At 44.2% G+C, this 21,771-nt stretch carries 15 protein-coding genes; 9 read left to right on the forward strand and 6 right to left on the reverse strand.

Annotation, left to right across the window (positions count from 1 at the left end; translation table 11 throughout):
• Window positions 1-212: 212 nt before the first annotated feature.
• Together smc and ilvC are read left to right on the forward strand one after the other, a co-directional pair.
• Window positions 213-3,809, forward strand: coding sequence for a chromosome segregation protein SMC (gene smc, locus PSE7429_RS01035; RefSeq protein WP_009625172.1), 3,597 nt, complete (start codon window positions 213-215; stop codon window positions 3,807-3,809).
• Between the two features lie 194 nt (window positions 3,810-4,003).
• The gene (gene ilvC, locus PSE7429_RS01040; RefSeq protein WP_009625173.1) at window positions 4,004-4,999 is read left to right on the forward strand and encodes a ketol-acid reductoisomerase; all 996 of its coding nucleotides are present in this window, start codon (window positions 4,004-4,006) and stop codon (window positions 4,997-4,999) included.
• Between the two features lie 196 nt (window positions 5,000-5,195).
• On the opposite strand, the gene mrdA is transcribed toward ilvC, so the two are convergent.
• Window positions 5,196-7,025 (reverse strand): penicillin-binding protein 2, encoded by a 1,830-nt coding sequence (mrdA, locus tag PSE7429_RS01045; RefSeq protein ID WP_009625174.1) that lies wholly within the window; start codon window positions 7,023-7,025, stop codon window positions 5,196-5,198.
• A gap of 168 nt (window positions 7,026-7,193) precedes the next feature.
• On the opposite strand from mrdA, the gene PSE7429_RS01050 reads away from it, so the two are divergent.
• The 4 genes from PSE7429_RS01050 (at window position 7,194) to PSE7429_RS01065 (ending at window position 12,033) form a co-directional block, all read left to right on the forward strand.
• The gene (locus PSE7429_RS01050) at window positions 7,194-7,631 is read left to right on the forward strand and encodes an ATP-binding protein (protein ID WP_009625175.1); all 438 of its coding nucleotides are present in this window, start codon (window positions 7,194-7,196) and stop codon (window positions 7,629-7,631) included.
• 435 nt (window positions 7,632-8,066) lie between these two features.
• Window positions 8,067-10,352, forward strand: a complete 2,286-nt coding sequence (locus tag PSE7429_RS01055; RefSeq protein ID WP_009625176.1) for a RelA/SpoT family protein — start codon at window positions 8,067-8,069, stop codon at window positions 10,350-10,352.
• A gap of 63 nt (window positions 10,353-10,415) precedes the next feature.
• On the forward strand, window positions 10,416-11,000 hold the full coding sequence (locus tag PSE7429_RS01060) for a Uma2 family endonuclease (RefSeq protein ID WP_009625177.1): 585 nt from the start codon (window positions 10,416-10,418) through the stop codon (window positions 10,998-11,000).
• Window positions 11,001-11,208: 208 nt separating this feature from the next.
• Window positions 11,209-12,033, forward strand: a complete 825-nt coding sequence (locus PSE7429_RS01065; RefSeq protein WP_009625178.1) for a Uma2 family endonuclease — start codon at window positions 11,209-11,211, stop codon at window positions 12,031-12,033.
• Window positions 12,034-12,280: 247 nt separating this feature from the next.
• On the opposite strand, the gene PSE7429_RS01070 is transcribed toward PSE7429_RS01065, so the two are convergent.
• Entirely contained in the window at window positions 12,281-12,985 is a 705-nt protein-coding gene (locus PSE7429_RS01070; protein WP_009625179.1) for an ROK family protein, read from the reverse strand.
• A 301-nt stretch (window positions 12,986-13,286) separates the two neighbouring features.
• Here PSE7429_RS01070 and PSE7429_RS01075 point away from each other — a divergent pair, with 301 nt between their 5' ends.
• Window positions 13,287-15,728 carry an NACHT domain-containing protein gene (locus PSE7429_RS01075; RefSeq protein WP_009625180.1) on the forward strand — a complete coding sequence of 814 codons (2,442 nt, stop codon included), beginning with the start codon at window positions 13,287-13,289 and terminating at the stop codon, window positions 15,726-15,728.
• 280 nt (window positions 15,729-16,008) lie between these two features.
• On the forward strand, window positions 16,009-16,923 hold the full coding sequence (locus tag PSE7429_RS01080) for an ABC transporter ATP-binding protein (protein WP_009625181.1): 915 nt from the start codon (window positions 16,009-16,011) through the stop codon (window positions 16,921-16,923).
• 81 nt (window positions 16,924-17,004) lie between these two features.
• Here the strand turns inward: PSE7429_RS01080 and PSE7429_RS01085 are convergent, their stop codons facing one another.
• Window positions 17,005-18,054, reverse strand: a complete 1,050-nt coding sequence (locus tag PSE7429_RS01085; protein ID WP_009625182.1) for a hypothetical protein — start codon at window positions 18,052-18,054, stop codon at window positions 17,005-17,007.
• 340 nt (window positions 18,055-18,394) lie between these two features.
• On the opposite strand from PSE7429_RS01085, the gene PSE7429_RS01090 reads away from it, so the two are divergent.
• Window positions 18,395-19,366 carry an ABC transporter ATP-binding protein gene (locus PSE7429_RS01090; RefSeq protein WP_009625183.1) on the forward strand — a complete coding sequence of 324 codons (972 nt, stop codon included), beginning with the start codon at window positions 18,395-18,397 and terminating at the stop codon, window positions 19,364-19,366.
• A gap of 49 nt (window positions 19,367-19,415) precedes the next feature.
• Here PSE7429_RS01090 and PSE7429_RS01095 read toward each other — a convergent pair whose 3' ends face one another.
• The 3 genes from PSE7429_RS01095 to PSE7429_RS01100 are packed head-to-tail and all read right to left on the reverse strand — an operon-like array spanning window position 19,416 to window position 21,757.
• Entirely contained in the window at window positions 19,416-20,513 is a 1,098-nt protein-coding gene (locus PSE7429_RS01095) for a DUF1517 domain-containing protein (RefSeq protein ID WP_009625184.1), read from the reverse strand.
• A 52-nt stretch (window positions 20,514-20,565) separates the two neighbouring features.
• Complete coding sequence (locus tag PSE7429_RS26140; RefSeq protein WP_158467600.1) at window positions 20,566-20,733, reverse strand: hypothetical protein; 168 nt, start codon at window positions 20,731-20,733, stop codon at window positions 20,566-20,568.
• A 52-nt stretch (window positions 20,734-20,785) separates the two neighbouring features.
• Complete coding sequence (locus tag PSE7429_RS01100; protein WP_009625185.1) at window positions 20,786-21,757, reverse strand: GGDEF domain-containing response regulator; 972 nt, start codon at window positions 21,755-21,757, stop codon at window positions 20,786-20,788.
• Window positions 21,758-21,771 lie beyond the last annotated feature (14 nt).

Raw genomic sequence — 21,771 nt, forward strand, 5'->3', positions numbered from 1 at the left:
GGCGCACGCTGTGCGTGCGCCGCAGGTTTTAGGATTTTATATTTAATTAAGCTCACTTAGCTTATAGGCTTATCCACAAAAATCCTCGGTGATACTTACGCCATTTCGTCCAACTTGTGATAACGTATTGGCACTTTCGTGCTGTCAAAACTCGACCTCGCGCATAGTCTATTATTCAGATTGTTAAACCTCGGTCAGCCCGCGATCGCCCTATGTACATTAAAAATGTAGAACTCACCAGATTTAAGTCCTTTGGCTCTACTGTATCGATCCCACTGATGACGGGTTTTACAGTGGTTTCTGGTCCCAATGGTTCGGGTAAATCGAATATTCTTGATGCCTTGCTATTTGCGCTGGGGCTAGCAGGTTCTAAGGGGATGCGCGCCGATCGCTTGCCCGACTTAGTCAACCAAGCCCATAGCAAGAAGGGACGGATGGTCGAAGCGATCGTTACCGTTACCTTTGCATTAGATGAAACTGAGGTGGCTGCTTTTCAAACCGAAGGGATCGAAGTTCCTACGGCGGAGGGAAAGGAAATTGGTGAATGGACGGTGATGCGGAAGTTACGGGTTACTAGCCAAGGAACCTATACTTCGACTTACTATATTAATGGAACGCCTTGCAATTTAAGCGAACTGCACGAACAGTTAGCCAAATTCCGCATTTATCCTGAAGGCTATAACGTAGTTTTACAGGGTGACGTAACAGGCATTATTTCGATGAATTCGCGGGAAAGACGGGAAATTATTGATGAATTGGCAGGGGTGGGTGAGTTCGATCGCAAAATTTCCACCGCGAAAGATAAGTTAGACGATGTTAAGACCCAAGAAGAGAGGTTTCGGATTGTCGAACAGGAACTCATTGCTAATAAGGATAAATTAAAAAGCGATCGCGTGAAGGCGGAGAAATATAAAGCGCTGCGCTTGGAATATGAGCAGATGGAAGCGGCGGAATCCGTACTTAAACAGCGCGAGATTTTATATAACCAATCACTCCGTAATGTTGAATTAGTCAATAATAAGGAGCAATGCGGCAATTTAGAGAAATCCTTAACTGAACTTTCGCAGGTAATTGAAGTCGGTACAGTTCACCTCAATGAATTAAATGATCGCGTCCATACCCTTGGGGAAGAAGAATATCTATCTGTTTCGAGTAATTTGTCCTCACAACAGGCCGAACTTCGAGGCTTGCAACGCCAACAGCAGTCTTTGACTAGTTCTTATCAAAACAATCAAACCCATATTGTCAAGACCCAAGAGGAAATTGATCGCCTCCTTCGCGAAGCTGAAGAACTAGAGTCGCAAAAGCAATTTAAGGAAGAGTCGGTCATTACGACGGAAAAGGCTCGCGATCAACAGGCTTCGATCGTTTCGCAATATCGGAAGGAAGTCCAAGCGATCGCCTCCGCCTCGTCGGATTGGGTACGCCAGCAAACTCAATTACGCCACGACATCGATAAGCTGCAAGGAGAACTCGATCCGCAAAAGCAAGAGCAAACTAGACTGAAAGAAGTCCTCAATCAGCGATCGTTACAATTGGAATCCCAAGATCGCGAACTGCAAGAAATTCTTGCAGGCGAAGGACGCTATGCTGTCGATATGCTCTCTAATCAGTCCCTTGAGGATGCCTTGCGCTTGCAAGAGGCTGAGGTCAATGGAGCGGAAATCCTAGTACAGACCTTAGCCAAAAATCTTGCGGAAGCTCAGTTAGAAGTGCAACTCCAAAATGAAACGATCGAGCGCTTGACTCAAGAGCAGAGAGTTAAGACTCGCCAACTCGATAAATTGGAAGCACAGGTGCAGGCAAGTCGCGAAGTACAGGGAACTAGAGCCTCGCAAGTAGTCATTGAAGCCGATATGTCTGGCGTGTATGGTTTAGTTGCCCAATTGGGGCTGGTCGAGCCAAGATTTCAATTAGCCCTTGAGATCTGTGCGGGGGGGCGCTTAGGTAACCTTGTGGTGGAAAACGATGAAGTAGCTGCCGAAGCGATCTCCTTGCTCAAGCGCGAACGGGCTGGTCGAGCCACGTTTTTACCCCTCAATAAGTTGCAAGCGGCGAGATTTCCCTCCCGCATCGAAGCTCAAAAATTAGGGGCGATCGACTATGCCTTTAATCTTGTTACCTACGAGGATCGCTACCAAGATGTCTTCTCCTTTGTTTTTGGCAATACGCTCGTATTTGAGACGCTAGATCAAGCGCGATTTCACATTGGCAAATATCGCATGGTGACCCTTGAGGGCGAGATTCTCGAAACATCAGGAGCGATGACTGGCGGCAGTGTTATTCAGCAAAATAGTTTGCATTTTGGTAATGCCAAACCTGCGGAATCTTCCGAAACTAAGCAACTGCGCGATCGCCTCATGGAAATCGATCAGATGCTAACGCGACTCAACCAACGTTTGCGTGGAGCCTTAACGGGGATCGCCAAGTATGAGGAGCAATTACAATCCGCAAGAACTAATCATCGCGAAGCTCAACTCAAGCGCGATCGCATTTACGAACAGATCGAGCGTAACAGCCGCGATCGCTCTCGTTTGCAAGATCGAATTCAACAAACCCGTGCGGCGATCGAAATCGGTCAAGCGCAATTAATTTCCCTAGATGGTAATGCTGCCGAACTCGAAGCTCAGTTAATGGTCAAACGCGCCGAGCTTACCGAGCTAGAGAAATCAAGTACCCATAGTCGCTGGTTGCAAGCGCAAGATGCGTTACAAGGGCAAGAAGCTTTATTAAATAGCGCCGAAATTGAACTGCGTACCGCCAAGCAACAGTTAGGAGAATTAGAAAACCAGCATAAGTTAGCCTTGGAGAAAATGGCGCAACGGCAAACGCGCCTTCAAGAACTGCGCAGTACTCAAGCGGAACTGATCAATAGCACATCACAAATTCAGCATCAACTCAAGCAGACTGAAACGGCGATCGCCTCCTATCAGTCCCGCTTGGAAGTTCTCGAACAGACAATTGGTGCGGCGAAACAGGAACGCGATGCCTGCGAGCGATCGCTGCGCGCACAGCAACAACAACAGCAGCAGATGCAGTGGCAGATGCAAAAAAATCACGAACGGCAAGCCGAGCTTGAGTTGCAAATCGCTCAATTTGCCGAACAACTCAGTCAGATCGAACTTCCCGATCCGATCCCTGAAGTCCCTGAAACCATGACTCTAGAACAGTTGCAGCTAGAGCAGCGGCGCTTGCTCAAGCGGATTCAGTCCATGGAACCCGTAAATATGATGGCGATCGCGGAATACGAAGCCACATCTCAACGCCTAGACGAACTTAGCACTCGTCTCGAAACCCTCAATCAAGAGCGGACCGAACTCTTAATCCGTATTGAGAACTTCACCACGCTGCGCCAGCGTGCCTTTATGCAAGCCTTTGATGCCGTTAACGGACATTTTAAAGAAATTTTTGCCGAGCTCTCCGATGGTGATGGTTATCTGCAACTAGAAAATCCTAATGCCCCCCTTAGTGGTGGGCTTACCCTAGTTGCGCATCCTAAAGGCAAGCAAGTCCAACATCTCGCATCCATGTCTGGGGGCGAAAAATCACTCACAGCTCTCAGTTTCATCTTTGCGCTTCAGCGCTATCGTCCTTCGCCCTTCTATGCCTTCGATGAAGTCGATATGTTTCTAGATGGTTCCAACGTCGAACGCTTGTCGAAAATGGTACGCAAGCAAGCTAACCTCGCGCAATTCATTGTGGTCAGTCTGCGTCGCCCCATGATCGAAGCCTCAGAACGCACGATCGGGGTAACGCAAGCACGCGGCGAACATACTCAGGTATTGGGCTTAGAACTGCGATCGGGCTGATGCGAAAACAAAAAGGCGGCGCGAAGCGCCCCCTTTTTAGTTAATCGACCGCGATAGTAGTGACAAATTTGTTTCTGGAGAGGGGGCGCTTTTTGCTAGACTAGAAAAAGTGTTTGAAGGCAATTGACAATAAATCTTCCAAACTACATTTAAAAACTACTCACTCAATCTTTTGTCTCGGAGATAACCACACTATGGCTCGGATGTACTACGACACGGACGCAAATCTTGAATTTCTAGCAGGTAAGACAGTCGCAATTATCGGCTACGGTTCTCAGGGTCACGCCCATGCCCTTAACCTCAAGGATAGCGGCGTGGATGTCATCGTGGGGTTATATCAAGGCAGTCCCTCATGGCAAAAAGCAGAATCTGAAGGTCTTACTGTTAAGACTGTTGCTGATGCATCGGCTGCTGCTGACCTGATTATGATTCTATTGCCTGATGAAACTCAAAAAGCAATTTATGCTACCGAAATTGCACCCAATCTCAAAGCAGGCAATACGCTAGCCTTTGCCCATGGTTTTAATATTCACTTCGCGCAAATTGTACCTCCTGCCGATGTAGATGTGATTATGGTCGCACCTAAAGGTCCTGGACATTTGGTACGTCGTACCTATACCCAAGGTCAAGGTGTTCCTGCATTGTTTGCTGTGTATCAGGATGCAACGGGTAATGCTCGCGATCGCGCTATGGCCTATGCTAAAGGTATCGGTGGCACTCGTGGCGGCGTTTTGGAAACAACTTTCCGCGAAGAAACTGAAACCGATCTATTTGGCGAACAAGCCGTACTTTGCGGTGGTTTGTGTGCCTTGATCAAAGCTGGCTTTGAGACCCTTGTTGAAGCTGGTTACCAACCAGAACTCGCCTACTTTGAGTGCTTGCACGAAGTAAAACTCATCGTCGATTTGGTGGTTGAAGGCGGCATGTCAAATATGCGCTACAGCATCTCTAACACCGCTGAATATGGTGATTACACTCGCGGTCCTCGCGTAGTTACCGAGCAGACCAAAGCCGAAATGAAAAAAATTCTCTCCGAAATTCAGTCTGGTCAATTTGCTCGTGAATTCGTTCTCGAAAATCAAGCTGGCAAGCCTGGATTCACTGCTATGCGCCGCCAAGAAGCCGAGCATCAGATCGAATCTGTCGGTAAGGATCTTCGTGCCATGTTTAGCTGGTTGAAGAAAATTTAGTCCAATTAACCACTAGATAGCATAAAGATGGGCGGCGCTTTGCGTCGCCCATCTTTATGCTATCTATAGTTAAAGTCACAACAAGAGCAATGAAAGTTTTGCTTAAGCCATAGAACCTAAAAGACAAGTGACGCGTAGCACCGTCACTTATCTTTTGCATAGAGTAGTGGCGCGTAGCACCGCCATTCTATGGATTTTAATTGGAATTCACCGCAGGGACTGGGGGATTAATGGGGGAATTGGGCATGGATTTAATTTTCATATAGGCTTCAATCGTCTGCACTGCCAAAGGTGCGGCAACCGCACTACCACCACCACCACCTGCATTTTCCGCAAATACAGTCACCACAATTTCAGGATTTTCATAGGGTGCATAGACCGTAAACCAAGCATGGTTAAGGCGAGGAGGATCTTGGGCTGTCCCTGATTTTCCAGCCATGCTAATCTCTGAGGAATTGAGTGCTGCCGCCGTTCCAAAATCAAAAACCGATCGCAATGCCTTTTGCACCGCCGCTAAATTAGTTGGCGATATATTTAGAGATTGCCGCCATTCCTTAGCATCACTATCTTCTAGAAGAAAATGCGGTCTGATTTTGAATCCACCATTAGCGATCGCCGCTGTCATCATGGAAACTTGGACGAGGTTTGCCTGTACGTCACCCTGACCGATTGACATATTTAAGGTATTGCCAACATACCAAGGCTCACCGATTACTCGTTTCTTCCATTCTTCGTCGGGAACCGTGCCTTTAGTTTCTTCCTCCTTGATTTCTAATCCAGAATATTCGCCATAGCCATACTTTCGCGCCCATGTCGCTAGATCCTTTTCCCCTACGCGCATACCTACTTGCCCAAAGAAAGTATTACTGCTATAAGCCATAGCCTCGGAAAACCCAATCGTACCAAATCCCGCATGGTTGTGATCCCAAAACTGAAACCCACCAACATCCAGATAGGGATATGTGGGCAGAACATCATTAATGCCAAACTTATTAGTTTCTAAACCTGCCGTCATCGTTACAACTTTGAAAGTACTGGCTGGGGGATATACTTGGAGTACCCGATTGACAAAAGGATGATCTTTTTCTTGCAGGCGTTTCCATGTTGCTTCGGAAATTTTGCCAGAAAAAAGATTGGGATCGAAGGCGGGATGGCTGACCATCGCCAATACCTCGCCATTATTAGGATTCATCGCCACAATCCCACCCTGTTGCTCGCCTAAAATCTTTTCTACGGCTTTTTCTAAATCTAAGTCAATCGTCATTTTGACCGCATTACCTGATTTGGGTGGTTTCTGCCCCAAAATGCGTAATACCTTACCAAAAGCATCCACTTCTACTTGCTGTCCGCCCCATTCTCCCCGCAACTGATTTTCAAAGGCATATTCCACACCTGATTTGCCGATCACATCTCCAGGACGATAACCCTTTTCCCGTAGTTTGGGTAATTCTTCGGCGGTTAGCTCTCCTGTATAACCTAGTACGTGAGCTGCAACATCGCCATTGGGGTAATAGCGTACAGCCTCTGGTTCAACCTTGACCCCTGGCAGCTCCAGACTATGCTCGGAGAGCACTGTTACGAGCTTGGGACTAATTGCCGTTGAGACGCGGACTAGATTGGGAGAGTTGTAGCCTTCTTGCTCCAATTTGTCCGTAATCGTTTGCGCCGAAACGCCAATCAACTCAGCTAAGCGCTTAATTGTGGGCTGCCATTTATCCTTGGGCTGGGCGATAGGCCAGAGATACACCACATGAGCTAAGCGACTTGAGGCAAGAATATTCCCCTTGCGATCGAAAAGTCGTCCTCTTTCGGGAGGCTTGGCAATTAGTCTGATCCGATTATTTTCGGCTAATTGTTGATTGCGATCGCCTTCGATCAGTTGTAAATAAAAAAGTCGTCCGCCTAAAATCCCGATCAGTACCAATACACTTAACAAAAATAAAACTGCTGCCCGCATCCCCTTTCCCATGGTGCGGGTATTTTCGGTAGGATTAAAGGGCGAAATTTGTCGTTGAGTAAAGGTCATATTGCTTAGAAACGATTTTAGGAAAGATTTTTTCGCTAGAATAAGATCTAGATCTATTGTATGGCGATCGTGAATTTAATTAATTCCATTGCATGTTTAGTGAATGGCGTGGCTATTCAAAAAATATCAAGGCAGGCTATAGCAGTTTTTCAGAGGAGTTAAAAGTTCGTGATTGTGACACCTGTACGTCCAGTAGGACGAAAGTGGAGTAATCTCAGTTTTACTTCAACCCTCTATCTTGCCCCAGTACTGGATTTGTTGCTAGACGAAGTCCCTTCAGAATGGCAACCAGAGTTACGCTTGGGATTGCAAGAAGCGCTAGTCAACGCCGTTAAGCATGGTAATTCCTTCGATCCATGCAAACAAATTACTGTTAAATTCTCAATAGTTTCACAAATGTACTGGTGGATTATCACCGATCAAGGTGATGATCTTCAATCTTCGGGTGGAGGCAAAGACGATCCGACTCCTTGCCATGACTTGGAATGTGGTAGGGGTTTCTATATACTACGCAAAATTTTTGAGCATGTGCATTGGGATTGCGATACCCACCGCTTGACTCTATGCAAAAAAATTGATCGTTCGAGCAAACCAATGATTGTTTAAGTAGCTAGGCATAATTAAAAACCAAACCCAGAAGAGCATACTGCCCGCGCAGCGGGCAGTATGCTCTTCTGGGTTATCTGTAAAACAGCTAAAAAAACATGATAATTGCCTTACTTTACAAAGCAATTATCATGTTTTTAAATATTGAACACAAAGATCGAGTAGAGATTCGGATTTAGTTCGAGATAATGCCTTTTATCTGGTGGCGATCGCTATAATAGTGACAAATACTTAGGCTAAAACTTTAGGCTAAAACTAGCTGTCATAGCTAGATCGATAATTTAACTTTACTCATGCATTGGCTTATGGCTAGCTGATGCATAAAAAAGTACAAAAGTTTGTTTCCCTAGAGACAAAACGACGTATTTGACATAAAGTTTAAAATAAGGTTATGAAAATCTTAACAACTATCTTTGCCAAGGCGAAATTAAAAGTATGACTCCGATGACATTATTAGCTGAAGCTCCAGTAGAACGTCTAGGTCGGCCGGTAGATGTTGAAATAGATAGCGGAAAGTCGCGGGAATGTATTGCGGTAGTAGATGCATCGATCCCTGACTGGCTAAGAAGTGGATGGGAGAAATCGCAAAGGGGGGAGATTTTAGAGAATGAAGATGTTGTTTGTCGTGCCTTAGATTTTGCCTATCGCCTCCATGATGGTCAATGCCGAGCTTCGGGAGAGCCCTATATATTGCATCCCATTTCGGTGGCAGCAATTTTGAAGGATCTTGGTGGTAGTAATGCCATGATTGCCGCAGGTTTTTTGCATGATGTGGTTGAAGATACGGATGTATCCTGCGATCAAATTGAAGAGAAATTTGGGAAAGAAATTCGTCAATTGGTGGAAGGAGTAACTAAGTTATCGAAACTTAGTTTTGAGAGTAAAACAGAAAGTCAAGCCGAAAATTTTCGCCGCATGTTTCTGGCTATGGCTCAGGACATTCGGGTAATTATCGTCAAGCTGGCCGATCGCTTGCACAATATGCGAACGCTGCAACATCTCCGCTCCGAAAAGCAAGTCTTGATTTCCAGAGAAACCCGCGAGATTTTTGCGCCTTTAGCAAACCGTTTGGGTTTAGGGCAGATCAAGTGGGAGCTCGAAGATATTGCGTTTAAATATATTGAGCCAGAGCAGTATCAAATGATGGAATCTCTGGTCGCTGAGACCCATGAGAGCCGTCAGGAGCAACTAACGGAAGTGACTAAGGTGTTAGGCGATCGCCTCGCATCTATGGGGATTGATGATTTTGAGATTAGCGGCAGACCGAAACATTTGTATGGCATCTTCCGTAAAATGGAACGCCAAAAGAAACAGTACAACGAGATTTACGACATCCAAGCCGTGAGGGTGATCGTCAATACCAAAGAGGAATGCTACCGCGTCCTTGCCGTCGTGCACGACCATTTTTGTCCGATTCCTGGACGCTTTAAAGACTATATTGGTTTGCCCAAACCCAATCGCTACCAATCGCTACATACGGCAGTGATTGGACCTAAGGGACAACCTGTGGAGGTGCAGATTCGGACATGGGAAATGCATCACATCGCTGACTATGGAATTGCCGCGCATTGGAAATATAAAGAGAGTAATTCGGTCAGCAAACCACTCAAGGGGGATGATCAAAAGTTTACTTGGCTGCGTCAATTAGTAGAATGGCAAAGGGAATTGAAAGATCCCCAAGAATATCTTGATAGTGTCAAGGAAGATTTATTTGATAGTGAAGTATATGTGTTTAGTCCGAAAGGAGATGTGTACTGTTTGCCTCGCGGAGCGACACCCGTAGACTTTGCCTATCGAGTGCATACGGAAGTAGGTAATCATTGTTCGGGGGCATTGGTCAATAATGTGATGGTTCCTTTGCAGCGTCCGCTCAAGCATGGTGATATTGTTACTATCCTCACTCAAAATAATGCCCATCCCAGTACGGACTGGATTAATTTTGTTGCTACAAATTCGGCAAAAAGCAGGATTCGTCAGTGGTTTAAGCGATCGCGTCGTGAAGAAAATCTTGCTTTAGGGCGCAATGCTTTAGAACGCGAACTAGGTAAAAATGGATTGGATGCATTGCTCAAATCCGATCAAATGCAGAAGTTAGCAGAGCGATGTAACTATCATAATGTCGAGGATCTGATCGCAGGTATTGGCTATGGCGAAACCTCTGTTAATGCGGTAGTTAATAAGCTGCGGGAAAATCAACATAATGAGCGCTACTTTAATCCTCAAAAGTTTGAATCGCGTCACGAACCAGCCCATAACCACAATTCTAAATCGCCTATTTTGGGCATAGAGGGGATGGTCTATTCGATCGCAGGTTGTTGCGCTCCATTACCAGGAGAACCGATTTCAGGAGTTGTCGCGCTAGGAAGCAATCGCGGGATCACGATCCACCGTAACGATTGTAATAATCTTGCCAGTATTCCTAGCGATCGCCTTCTCCATGTGGGTTGGAATTACCAGAAAGAAAGCGATCGCGATCAAACCTATCCCATTGATATTCGAGTGGAAACGATTGATCGCGTTGGCGTATTACGGGACATCTTAACCCGCCTATCGGACAATAAAATTAACGTCCGTAGGGCGAATGTACAGACCAAAAAAGGCAAAGCAGCAATTATTGATCTAAGTATCGATATCAGCGATCGCCACCAATTCGATCGCGTTTGCAATCAAATTAAGAAAATGTGTGATACCCTTTCTGTTTCTCGACTTGTTGGAGAATAAAGTTAAAGGAGCCGTTTCGCTCTCCCTTTAGGATCTCTCTTTAGGATTTCATGGGAAAAAATTATGAACTTTCAAACCATCGATCTTAGTCCAGTGATCTCACTGACTCGCGAAGAGTTCATCAAGCTCTGCGCGGCAAATCCTGAAATGAAACTAGAGCGTACTGCTAAAGGAGAATTAATCGTTATGTCCCCAACGGGTGGTGAGACTGGTAGTTTTAATTCTGACCTCAACGGTGAACTCTATGTATGGAATCACTCATGCAAACGAGGTAAAACCTTTGATTCATCGACTGGGTTTAGTTTGCCGAAGGGTAGCGATCGCTCTCCCGATGCAGCATGGATCTCTTTAGCAAAATGGGAATCGCTTACTCCTGATCAACGCCAAGGTTTTTTGCCACTCTGTCCTGAATTCCTAGTTGAACTTTTGTCACCTAGTGATTCATGGAAGCAGGGACAAGCCAAGATGGAGGAATATATGGACAATGGCTGTTTGTTGGGATGGTTAATTGATCCGAAACACAGGCGCGTAGCTATTTATCGCCAAGGTCAGTCTGTTGAGATTTTAGATAATCCTAAAACTTTATCGGGTGAGAATGTATTGCCAAACTTTGTTTTAGAAGTTAGTCGTATAGTGAATTGGGGCTAAAGCATTTTATCGCTATTAAGGATCTAGTTTTTAATTCCTGAAAGTGTTGTCACACTTTCAGGAATTAAAAACTAGATCCAGTAAGGGTTTTAAAACTAAGAATGGCTACGCCATTTTTAGTTTTGGGATTTATTCAATTGTCTCCAGCTACTTACAGCAAGCTAAAAATTGATGTTAAGATCGAACCAACGTATCTCCTAGAGTTACTATGCAAACCACGCAAGCGCCAATCAAAACTACTGGTTCACCACCTTCTAATATTCCCTCCGCACCAATTAGCCTCCCCGATCATAAGCAACTGCCAGATTCAGACGGAACCTTTGTGAAAAATTTTCAGGAACATCCACAAAGTATTGTTTTAACTAGTTCGATCAGCCCTATTTTAGAAAAATTACATCCCGATGGACGCTACTGCATTGGGCAAGATAGCGGCATTTACTGGCGGCTAATGGAACCACCCGAAAAAGGAGCTGAAGCGCCTGACTGGTTTTACGTTCCTAATGTATCGCCGCTTCTCGATGGTGAATATCGCCGTTCCTATGTATTGTGGAAAGAATTTGTTGCCCCCTTAATTGCAATTGAATTTGTTTCTGGTAATGGGAGTGAAGAAAGAGACACAACGCCGCCTAGTGAAACCGAAAAAGCTGGTAAATTCTGGGTTTACGAACAGGCCATTCGGATTCCTTTTTATGTGATTTTTGATGCATGGAAAGATGAGCTTGAGGCTTATCACTTGGTTGATGGTCGCTATGTCAAAATGCAGCCCAATGATCGCGGACATTTTGCGATCGCGCCGATGGGTGTAGAACTGGGATTGATATTAGAGAATGGTGTATCTTGGTTGCGCTGGTGGGATGAGTCTGGAAATTTGTTGTTAACGGGTGATGAACGGGCTTTACAAGCTGAGGCGATCGCCGATCAACAACGAGCGATCGCCGATCAACAAATGGCGATCGCTGATCAAGAACGTCAACAAAAAGAGAAATTAGCGAATTATTTGCGGTCTATCGGCGTTGACCCTGAAGCAATTTAGTCTTGTGTTAGCCCAAAAGCCTAACTTCACAAACACGAAACCCACCTAATTTTGCAGTCCTCAAAAAATTGCGATAAATTCAGATTTTTCAGTAATACCAATTCACGAAAGTGTGACAACACTTTTGTGAATTAAAAACCAAACCTAGTAAGGGTTTTCAAAGCTCAAAATGGCTATGCCATTTTGAGCTTTGGTATAAGTTGTTGACCTTGGGGCGATCGCCCAAATTAATTTATTATGATTTCCACTATGATTTCCACAAATATAGTCCGCCAATTAGCCCTAAATCATTGGAGACGATCGCTACTTTAGTTAATAAATGGGGGGGTAAACTAAGGTTAACTAAGCGAGAATTGCCACCACCGAGATATATTTTGTCAAAATTAAATAATTTATAGAGCGTAGCGATCGCCTCTGATAATCGGCTATTCCACATTTCTACGCCAACTTGATCGAGAGCCGCTTGTCCTAAGAGATCTTCGTAGGTGTGGCGATCGCGCCAAATATGCTGACCGATTTCAAGGTTGGGTAATAATTTGCCATTCAGAAAGAGGGACGAGCCAAAGCCAGTGCCTAGCGTGATTACCAACTCCACCCCATAACCCGCGATCGCGCCACAACCCTGTACATCGGCATCGTTGGCGATCCTAAAGGGTTTGCCTAACTTCTGACTCAATACTTCGGCTAAAGGAAATCCATCCCAATCGGGATGTAAGTTAATGGCTCCTCTTGTAATGCCATTTTCGACAACACTTGGAAATCCGATAGAAAGGCGATCAAATTCTCCCTGCGTCCAAATCAGATCGATTAATGTCGCTACAATCACATCTGGCGTTGCGGGGTGTGGTGTATGAATAAGTGACCGATCAGAGATTGCCGTACCATCATCTTTTAAGATGATCGCCTTGATGGTACTACCACCTACATCGATTGCTAATGTTAATAAACTCACTGGAATAGACTTCTTGTATTAGATAATAGAACTAAGTTAATACCAGTTCACAAAAGTGTAATAACACTTTTGTGAATTGAAAACCAAACCTAGTAAGGTTTTTAAAAACACAAAATGGCGTAGCCATTTTGTGTTTTGGTATAAGTTAGTTTGCGATCGCACTATACAGTGCTTTGCATTGTAAGAAAACCAATATTTTCACTAGCAGTGTTAAATTGACTGTATTAATAAATGACACCTTAAATGAAAATATTAAGGTTTATTATATTTTAATGAAATCGGCGATAGAGGCATAAGAACTATGGTTGCATCCTTAATGCTAAGAGCTCCAGCAGATATCCTTAGTAAAGCAAGAGATGAAATTTCCCGTCAGGGTTTTACGCCATTAGATCTGGCAAGTGAACTTAGTATTGCCGTTCAACTAGTTGACAATTTTTTGAATGGAGAAATCGTTGATCGCCATACCTACAATCTGGTTTGTGAAAAATTAGGTATTTCATTAACAACTTTGCAGGAAGAAGGGGAATTGTCAGGCGAGAATTTGTCCGAGCCTAGCGATGATGCAAATATGGAAACTCCCACGATATTTACGAATGCGAGTAGAAGTAATCGCCATGTCGCGAATGTGAGCGAGTTGTTATCTGACGGTGATAGTAAGGATCGTATTTCGCAAAACGTTAATCAAAACCCCAGTGATAATATCGCTCTAAATTTGCTGGAAAATATTGACCTATCAGTACATAGCCTACGGCAAAGAATCTCAGCTGCTCTAATCCGTCAATGCGATCGCCTCAAAATAATTGATGTGAGTGTACCAGTCTGTCTGCATGATTTATATACCGAGCTGAGTGTTTTTACTAATTTGCCCAGCAGTCAATATCTGGATCTCAATGAGACCTTTGCAAATATCCCTCCCGAACAATACGATCGCTTTTATTTAGATAAGCTACATCCGCCGATAATTCCTGCTAGTAGAGCTTTAGAAGAATTTAAGCTAATTTTACTCGTTGGCGGACTGGGCTCTGGCAAGACGACCCTACTCAAATATTTGGCAATGGCTTGCGTTGCGGGCAAAATATTACCGAAATATCTACCTGTATTTTTGCCATTGCGATCGCTCGTGTCACCTAATGACAGTAATCCTTTTACATGGTTAAAGAAACAAATCACGATCTATGGATTGCTAGATGAATCCTCTGATAACCAATTATTAGAACAGTTACTTATTAAAGGTCGTCTATTACTGTTTTGGGATGGGATTGATGACTTGCCAGAAGCCAACCGTGGGGAAATCGTACAACAAATTACAAACTTTAGCGATCGCTATCCCAAAAATCGGATGGTCTTCTCTTCTCGTAACCCAATCTACGGGCATATCCTCGAATCATTTTCCGCCTTTGCGATCGCCCCTTTCCAAGATTTACAAATTAGCACCTTTGCCAGTAAATGGTTTCAAGTTACTTGCTCGGAAAAGCCGAAAAAAAATGAAAAATTTCAACAGCTTTTAGCAACCAATAAACCCCTAGCAGAAATTGCCCGCAATCCCCTACTACTAACCTATCTCTGTAATGTATTCAACAGTTGCGAATATCTTAAGCCCAACTTCTACCAAGAAATTCTCGATCTGCTACTAACGAAATGGAATCAGACTAAATGCTTTCCCATCCAAAGCGATCGCGAACTATCAACTTCACAAAAACAAGATTTACTTTCCCATATAGCCATTGTCTCCCTCGATCGTCATGGTTATGTATGGCAAAATAACGAACTTGAGGATGATTTTCAAGCCTGTATTAGTACCAGTCGCAGCCTAGCTGTTCCCATTGATCGCGATCGGCTCTTGCAGTCCTTTAAGTGGCAACATAGTTTATTGATTGAATGTGCGAAAGGTTTTCATTCCTTAAACTACACCACCTTGCACGATTACCTCGCGGCCTATCGACTCGCCAATAGTGCCCCCAGTGCCGCGCAAAACTACCTGCTAGAACGGATATACCTCAGACGCTGGCATGGTGTGATCGTGATGACCATTAGCATCTCCCAACAAGCCGATCACATCCTACAGATGATGAAGCGAAAAATTGACGAGATAGTGAGTAAAGACCCACACTTGCAGTCATTTCTAACATGGGTTAATCAACAGTCGATTCAAATTCAAACTCCATACAAGCCAGTAACGATTCGAGCCTTGTATTTGGATGTCGATCTAGAAAATGCACGTTCCCTCGATCGCGCTCGGGCCTTAGATATTGCCCATTCCCGATCCTTAGAACGGGCTTTAGCAAAAGCAATGGGGGCTGACAATAGCATTACAGAGACGCAGGTTGATATCGATTACACCATTAATCTCGCGCTCAATCTTGACTTAGCCTTATACTTTGCCAATCACCCCATTTTAGAGCTAGCCTGCGTTCTCGAACCCGATCTATCTAGAGCCCTACAATTTTTGCGCCAGAAGTTTCCCGATCCTTACAAAAACCGAGATGTTTTTGCAAAGTGGTGGCAAGCTAAGGGTTTAGATTGGTCGAAAAAGCTCCGTAATTTAATCGTTCAGCATCGGAAAAGTTCTCAGGAGTGGCAATTTAGCGATACTCAGTTGAAGGTATTGCGAACCTATCACGATGCGAACAAGTTATTGATCGAATGTTTAAATAATGCCGAATACGTCAGTCCCTTAATCAAAAACCAAATTGAGTCCACTTTGCTACTGCCGCAGGGTGAGTACAACCTGTTGCATTACTAATTTCAACGTGAGTTCGGGTTAATTTGAAACTGGCTGAGCGTAAAGAGTTTGCTACGCAAACCCTTCACGCTCAGCCAGCGGGATACTTTATCTGAGCAAAGTCGAAGCCTCTCTCAAATTATTTAGTTGATTAAGGAATTGCCAGTGCAAAGCACTGGCAATTCCTTAATCAACTTTGGCAATAGTCTACAGACAATGACTTTTAGTTTGTAAGTTTACTGATACTTATCAATGCCGATTGCTATACTTTTAGGCATTACTTTAAAGAGATCGATATTCCGTGCTAGAAGTTCGCAAAATCTGTAAATCTTATGGAAAGAAGCAAGTTTTGCATGACTTAAGCTTTGCTATTCAGTCGGGGGAAGTCTATGGTTTGCTGGGACCCAATGGAGCTGGCAAAACTACTATGATTAGTATTTTATGTGGGCTGATCGCCGCCGATCGCGGATTGGTAACGATGAATGGTCAAAAACCATCGGTATCGACTCGATCGCTCATCGGAGTCGCCCCACAGGATAATATTTTTTATAAGAGCTTAACCTGTGAAGAAAATCTGCGTTTTTTTGGGCAGCTTTACGGATTGAATAACCAAGCCTGTCAGAAACAAGCTCATTATTGTTTGGAATTAGTGGGATTAAGCGATCGCGCTCAAAGTATTGCGGAGACACTCAGCGGAGGGATGCAGCGTCGATTAAGTATGGCTCTTGCGCTCGTCCATCAGCCGCAATTAGTCGTACTAGATGAGCCAACCACAGGACTGGATATCGAAGCCCGTTATGAAGTTTGGGAATTAATTCGCAAACTGAGTAGTCAGGATACTGCCATTTTACTGACTACTCATATGCTAGAAGAAGCTGAACGCCTCTGTCAGCGGATTGGTATTATCAAGAAGGGGAATTTATTGGCTGAAGGGAGTCTTGATGAACTCCGCAAATATATTCCTGCACAGGAAATTGCCATTATCTGTACGCCAACCGAGAATTTGGCGATCGCTAGAGCGATCGAACTCGGCTTTGATTATCGCCACTATGGGCGAGATCTTGCTTTTTGGCTACCTAGGGCGATGGAGCTAAAAGAAATTTTGGAATGTTTTGAAGGGATCAAAATTGACTCAATTATGCGTCAGCCAGTCCGCCTTGAAAATATCTATGTCGAAGTCACCCAAAATATTACTTCCTTCCCAGTGAATAATTAGCGTTGCGGCGCGAAGCACCGCAACGTCTAATTATTGGTTCCAGAGAAGAATTAGACGTTGTGGCGCTTTGCGCCGCAACGTCTAAACTGAACTACTTACGATACTTTTTACATGGGCAAATACTGCCTTGGTAAAAGCTAACAGATTGGCTTGAACTTGGGGAATATCTTTAGATACAAGGCGATCAAGTGAGGTGTAGTAGGTGGCAGCTAACTTCGGACGGCTATCAGCTTTCATTATCCATAGACCATCGGCAACACTGGCGCGGACTTCGACAATAAGATCGTTATTTTCAGGTATGGCAAAGCTCTGATTGATGCCCTGAAAAGCGCGAATTTGCTTCCGAGCATCCCCCTTGAGCCAAACCGTCGCGACTAGATAGGGGCTTACAGATTGAAGATCCTGATGAGGTACTGATCTCGCTGCATATACATAAAGCAATTGTAGCCAAGGCAGAGGATAAATAATCTCTAAAGCGCTATAACCACTCTGTTTGGCGATCGCTATTCCTTCAAAATAATCTATAGTTTGCCCCCATTGTTCGCTAAAGGATTTTGCCACATCGGGATTGAGGAATAGATCCCCCCACATGCGATGTTGCCAAGGTTGCATGTCCATGAAATGCATGTATTCCACAAACTCATGGGCGAGATGATGTTCCTTTTGGGCTACTAAAGCATAGATATCCTGCCAGCAGAAATAGGGCATTGAGGAATTAATATCACCGTGAGGTTGCAGATAGTAAAGCTTGGCTTCCTCACTATCTAAAATTTCGGGCTCGAACAAGCAGTAACTATTGCTAATCACCGCTACATAGGTTGGTTTGGCTTGAAGCTTAGCGATCGCCAAAAAGCTCGCGAGCGAGTACTCACTCAACTCGCTTTCGATACGATGGTCACAGATGATATCAAAATCTTGGCATTCTAAAAGAATATCGGGCTGGATGTCCGACGAGAAAAAAGGATAGCTAACCGCTTTAATAAATGTTGAACGGGGCTTTCCCGATCGCTGAGTCAGAAAACTAACGAAATCTTGACCTAAACTATGAACATTTTTCAGCAAATATTCCCAAGAAGCAGCAAAACGCTCTCTCTTGTCTAGGTTTGGTGGCAGCAAGAAAATATTACTCATAGCTGGGCGCTATCTAGCCTCATTTCGCTACATTGTCGCTACATTGTATAGTTTATCTGGGTATAGTTTATCTGGCAAAGAATATCTAGTCGAAAAGTCACAAAAACAATAGAGAGTTGCGGCGCTAAGCGCCGCAACTCTCTATTGTTTTTGTTTTCCTGACTTGATAAATTGCCAAAAGCCGTAAAGTTGCACCCCTTAGGGGCGCAACTTTACGGCTTTTGGTTTGTAATTAATTATGCCTAGCTACTTATTTGCTTGAGTATGTTTGCTTGAGTATGGTAGCGAGTGCTTTAAAATATTGTTTTAAAGAATGAATTTTGCAACTTCGATCGCAACTATGGTAGAAGTCTTGACTAGCGAACCCCAGCAACAGATTATTGCCAGCAACGCTATTGTGGCGAGTGGCTTGAGCAAAACCTATCGTACTGGCTTTTGGTTAAATCAAAAAATTAGTTCTTTACAGGATTTTTCGTTAACCATTCGCAAGGGTGAAACCTTTGGTGTGTTAGGACCTAATGGAGCTGGTAAAACGACTCTATTAAAAATCTTGCTCGGTATTGTCCAGCCAACCTCTGGTACGGGTGAGATCTTAGGTTACCCTCTTGGCGATCGCACGGCGAAACAGTCCATTGGGTACTTACCTGAAAATGCTTATTATTATGACTACTTGACGGGATGGGAATTGCTGGATTTTATCGGTAGTTTATTTGGTGTTGCCCCATCACTGCGCCGCCAGCGTATTGCGGATTTATTGGATCTGGTCGGACTGTCCCAATCTGTAGCGAGGAAAAAGCAACTGCGCCAATATTCTAAGGGAATGGTGCAGAGAATTGGTGTTGCTCAAGCCTTGATCAACGATCCCGAAGTGGTATTTCTCGATGAGCCGATGTCAGGACTAGATCCCGTGGGTCGCTATCAAGTCCGCGAAATTATTTTAATGCTCAAAAATCAAGGCAAAACGGTATTTTTTAACAGTCATATTTTGTCGGATGTAGAGCTAATCTGCGATCGCATTGGCATTCTCAATAAAGGGGAATTGGTCGCGATGGGGACTCTCAATGAGTTACTAGGTACGGAACAGTCCTATCAAGTCAGCGGGCATGGTGGTACTGAGCTAGAATTACAGCCTTGGCTCCAACATCTCATTTTCCAAAATGATACTTGGCATGGTCAACTAGCCAAGGATCTACCTGAATTCTTGACCTATATTGCTAGTATTGGGGCAAAGGCGATCGCAATCGAGTTAGCACGCCAGACCCTTGAGGAATTTTTTATCGATCAAATCAAAGCTTCGCGGCACAAGGACTAATCGCGATGCCAAAGAGAGGGTTAGAGCTTTGCTCTAACCCTCTCTTTGGCTAGATCTGAGTCATGTGGGTATACTCCGTCAGTAGCTCGTCATAGGTGAGGCTATCGGTGTCTGCCTGCGGACTCCACAGCAGTTCAAACACTAATAAATGGCTAGATGGAATTGCGGCGATCGCCTTTAAGGCTGTCTGTAATTGCTCGGTATTGTGGATTTCGCCAAATATTGGCTTGTCATGCTCGGTGCCAATTAAGAGTGTTACGACAATATAGGCTGAAGGATCCTTGTCAGGAGAAGCGATCGCCGTTGAACGTTGAACAACTCGCCCTTTGACATTTACTAAGGTTTCTTCACTAAACTTAGTGCGTTCTTCTAGGGATAGTTCGTTAAAAAGGGACTCAGCGCGATCGCGATTTACTGATTGCGAACTAGATGAAACATGGGTCCAGTTTTCGGGGGTACGCATCAAAGCTAATGCAGACTCTTGCATCAGCGTCATTAAACCTTCTGACGTATCCGTATCCACTTCAAGGCTTAATTCTGTTAATTGGGCTTGCACCTGACGCGCTTCAGCAAGCAGGGCAACCTGTAACTTGGTGACGGTAAAGGTTTCATTCCCAAGCTCTCCAGCTTTTCCCCCTGATTTGCTAGGAATCATAATTGAGCGAATGATGAAATAGACAATCGTTCCACCGATTAGCAAAATTATCAACCAAACCAGCCACGACATGTCCGAAGAACCTCTATTCGCGTCGCTGCTGCGGAAAGAATTTGACGGAGAATTGGGATAATTCGACGAATTATTGATAATAATCGGTACTGGGACAATGGCTGGATTCTTTTGCGTTTGACTGGGGCTAGTTAAGGAGTCGCGATCGTTGCTAGAAGGGCTAGATGTGCTTGTGGGTGTAGATTTTGATGGCGATTTGGTAGAAGAGCTACTAGAGCTGCTAGAACTGCTAGAACCCGATGATGGTGATGATTTAAAGGAGCCACCCCCGCTTCGAGCTCCGCTACTTTTGGCATAGGCTTGCCGATCTTGCAAAATCGCTAGATTGTATTGCCGATCGCTAAAGCTCAAAGCGATCGCTTGAATCATGGAGAAGGTCAGTAATGTGGTTGTAAAGAACTGAAGTTTTTTCTTGTACATATTACAAATATCAAATTACAAATATCAAATTACAAATATCAAATTACAGATATCAAATTACAAATATCGGATGGCTGCTAATGCTTGTCAGTAAATTTTGAGAGAGTTGTTTGCCACTTGCAGCATCATTATGGAGCGTAATGCAAGCAAACTCATCTAAACCATAACGATAAATTAAACTGTTAGCCTCACAGTTATGGCTCAAATATTGCTCAAACACACGACGATCGCCTTAAGCTCAAGAAACTATAACTTTTATAAGTGCCATCACGTTAGATAAGTTCTTTGATATAGTCCTGATTGCCACCCGCACATTGAGCTTGATGTAGTGAGTGTTCTGCTAAAGCTACAAGTTTGCCAAAACTCCGATCAAGATTTTGTTGGCTTAGGCTTGCTAAAGTTGTTACCACTCCACCGACACTAATCGTCAGTGGGAATAACAATGCCGAAGAGACAGAAATCGGATGGCTGCTAATGCTTGCCAGTAAATTTTGAGAGAGTTGTTTGCCACTTGCGGCATCATTATGGGGCGTAATGCAAGCAAACTCATCTAAACCATAACGATAAATTAAACTGTTAGCCTCACAGTTATTGCTCAAACGCCCGACGATCGCCTTAAGCGTCTCATTGCCAACCTGCTCGCCATAGGACTCGACAATCGGTTGAAAGCGATCGATATTAATGATCAACAAGCTCAAAAAACTATAACTTTTATAAGGGCCATAGCCCTTAAACAGTTGCATCATTTTTGGCACGATCTCAACAAAAGCCTGCTCGCTTAAAGCCTTTGTCAAAGGATCGACTAAGTTCAATGTATCCAGCAAGTCATTTTGAGCGAGTAATTTCTGGTTAGTCCAGATCAAAGACTGCGTTAACGCACTGACCTTTAGCCCCGTCCGCAATCTTACCCTTAGCTCAGAACTATCAATGGAGTTGCTGAGAAATTCATCAACACCCGCATCTAAACCAATTTGACGTTGTTGATTGTTCAAATCATCGACAATCAAGACAAAATACGTCGTCATGAGGTCGGGATGTTCGAGATTTACCTTGACCCGATGGCAAAGTGCTACACCAGAGACATCGGGGATATGCCAATCAGCTAAAACGATCGCAGGTTTTTTGTGAAGAATGATTTCCCAAGCTTTTTCGCCACTGGTTTCCGTGATGAAACTGTAACGTTCTGAGCCTAAATATTGGGTAATTGTCGTCAAAATATGCTGATCGGCACTAACGATCAGCATGAGCGCATTATGGC

It is taken from the genome of Pseudanabaena biceps PCC 7429, from assembly GCF_000332215.1.
Taxonomy (GTDB): domain Bacteria; phylum Cyanobacteriota; class Cyanobacteriia; order Pseudanabaenales; family Pseudanabaenaceae; genus Pseudanabaena; species Pseudanabaena biceps.

Coding starts and splice junctions, on each gene's coding strand:
- smc (WP_009625172.1), top strand. CDS start 213: ATGTACATTAAAAATGTAGAACTCACCAGATTTAAGTCCTTTGGCTCT.
- ilvC (WP_009625173.1), top strand. CDS start 4,004: ATGGCTCGGATGTACTACGACACGGACGCAAATCTTGAATTTCTAGCA.
- mrdA (WP_009625174.1), bottom strand. CDS start 7,025: ATGACCTTTACTCAACGACAAATTTCGCCCTTTAATCCTACCGAAAAT.
- PSE7429_RS01055 (WP_009625176.1), top strand. CDS start 8,067: ATGACTCCGATGACATTATTAGCTGAAGCTCCAGTAGAACGTCTAGGT.
- PSE7429_RS01060 (WP_009625177.1), top strand. CDS start 10,416: ATGAACTTTCAAACCATCGATCTTAGTCCAGTGATCTCACTGACTCGC.
- PSE7429_RS01065 (WP_009625178.1), top strand. CDS start 11,209: ATGCAAACCACGCAAGCGCCAATCAAAACTACTGGTTCACCACCTTCT.
- PSE7429_RS01075 (WP_009625180.1), top strand. CDS start 13,287: ATGGTTGCATCCTTAATGCTAAGAGCTCCAGCAGATATCCTTAGTAAA.
- PSE7429_RS01085 (WP_009625182.1), bottom strand. CDS start 18,054: ATGAGTAATATTTTCTTGCTGCCACCAAACCTAGACAAGAGAGAGCGT.
- PSE7429_RS01090 (WP_009625183.1), top strand. CDS start 18,395: ATGGTAGAAGTCTTGACTAGCGAACCCCAGCAACAGATTATTGCCAGC.
- PSE7429_RS01095 (WP_009625184.1), bottom strand. CDS start 20,513: ATGTACAAGAAAAAACTTCAGTTCTTTACAACCACATTACTGACCTTC.
- PSE7429_RS01100 (WP_009625185.1), bottom strand. CDS start 21,757: ATGCTGATCGTTAGTGCCGATCAGCATATTTTGACGACAATTACCCAA.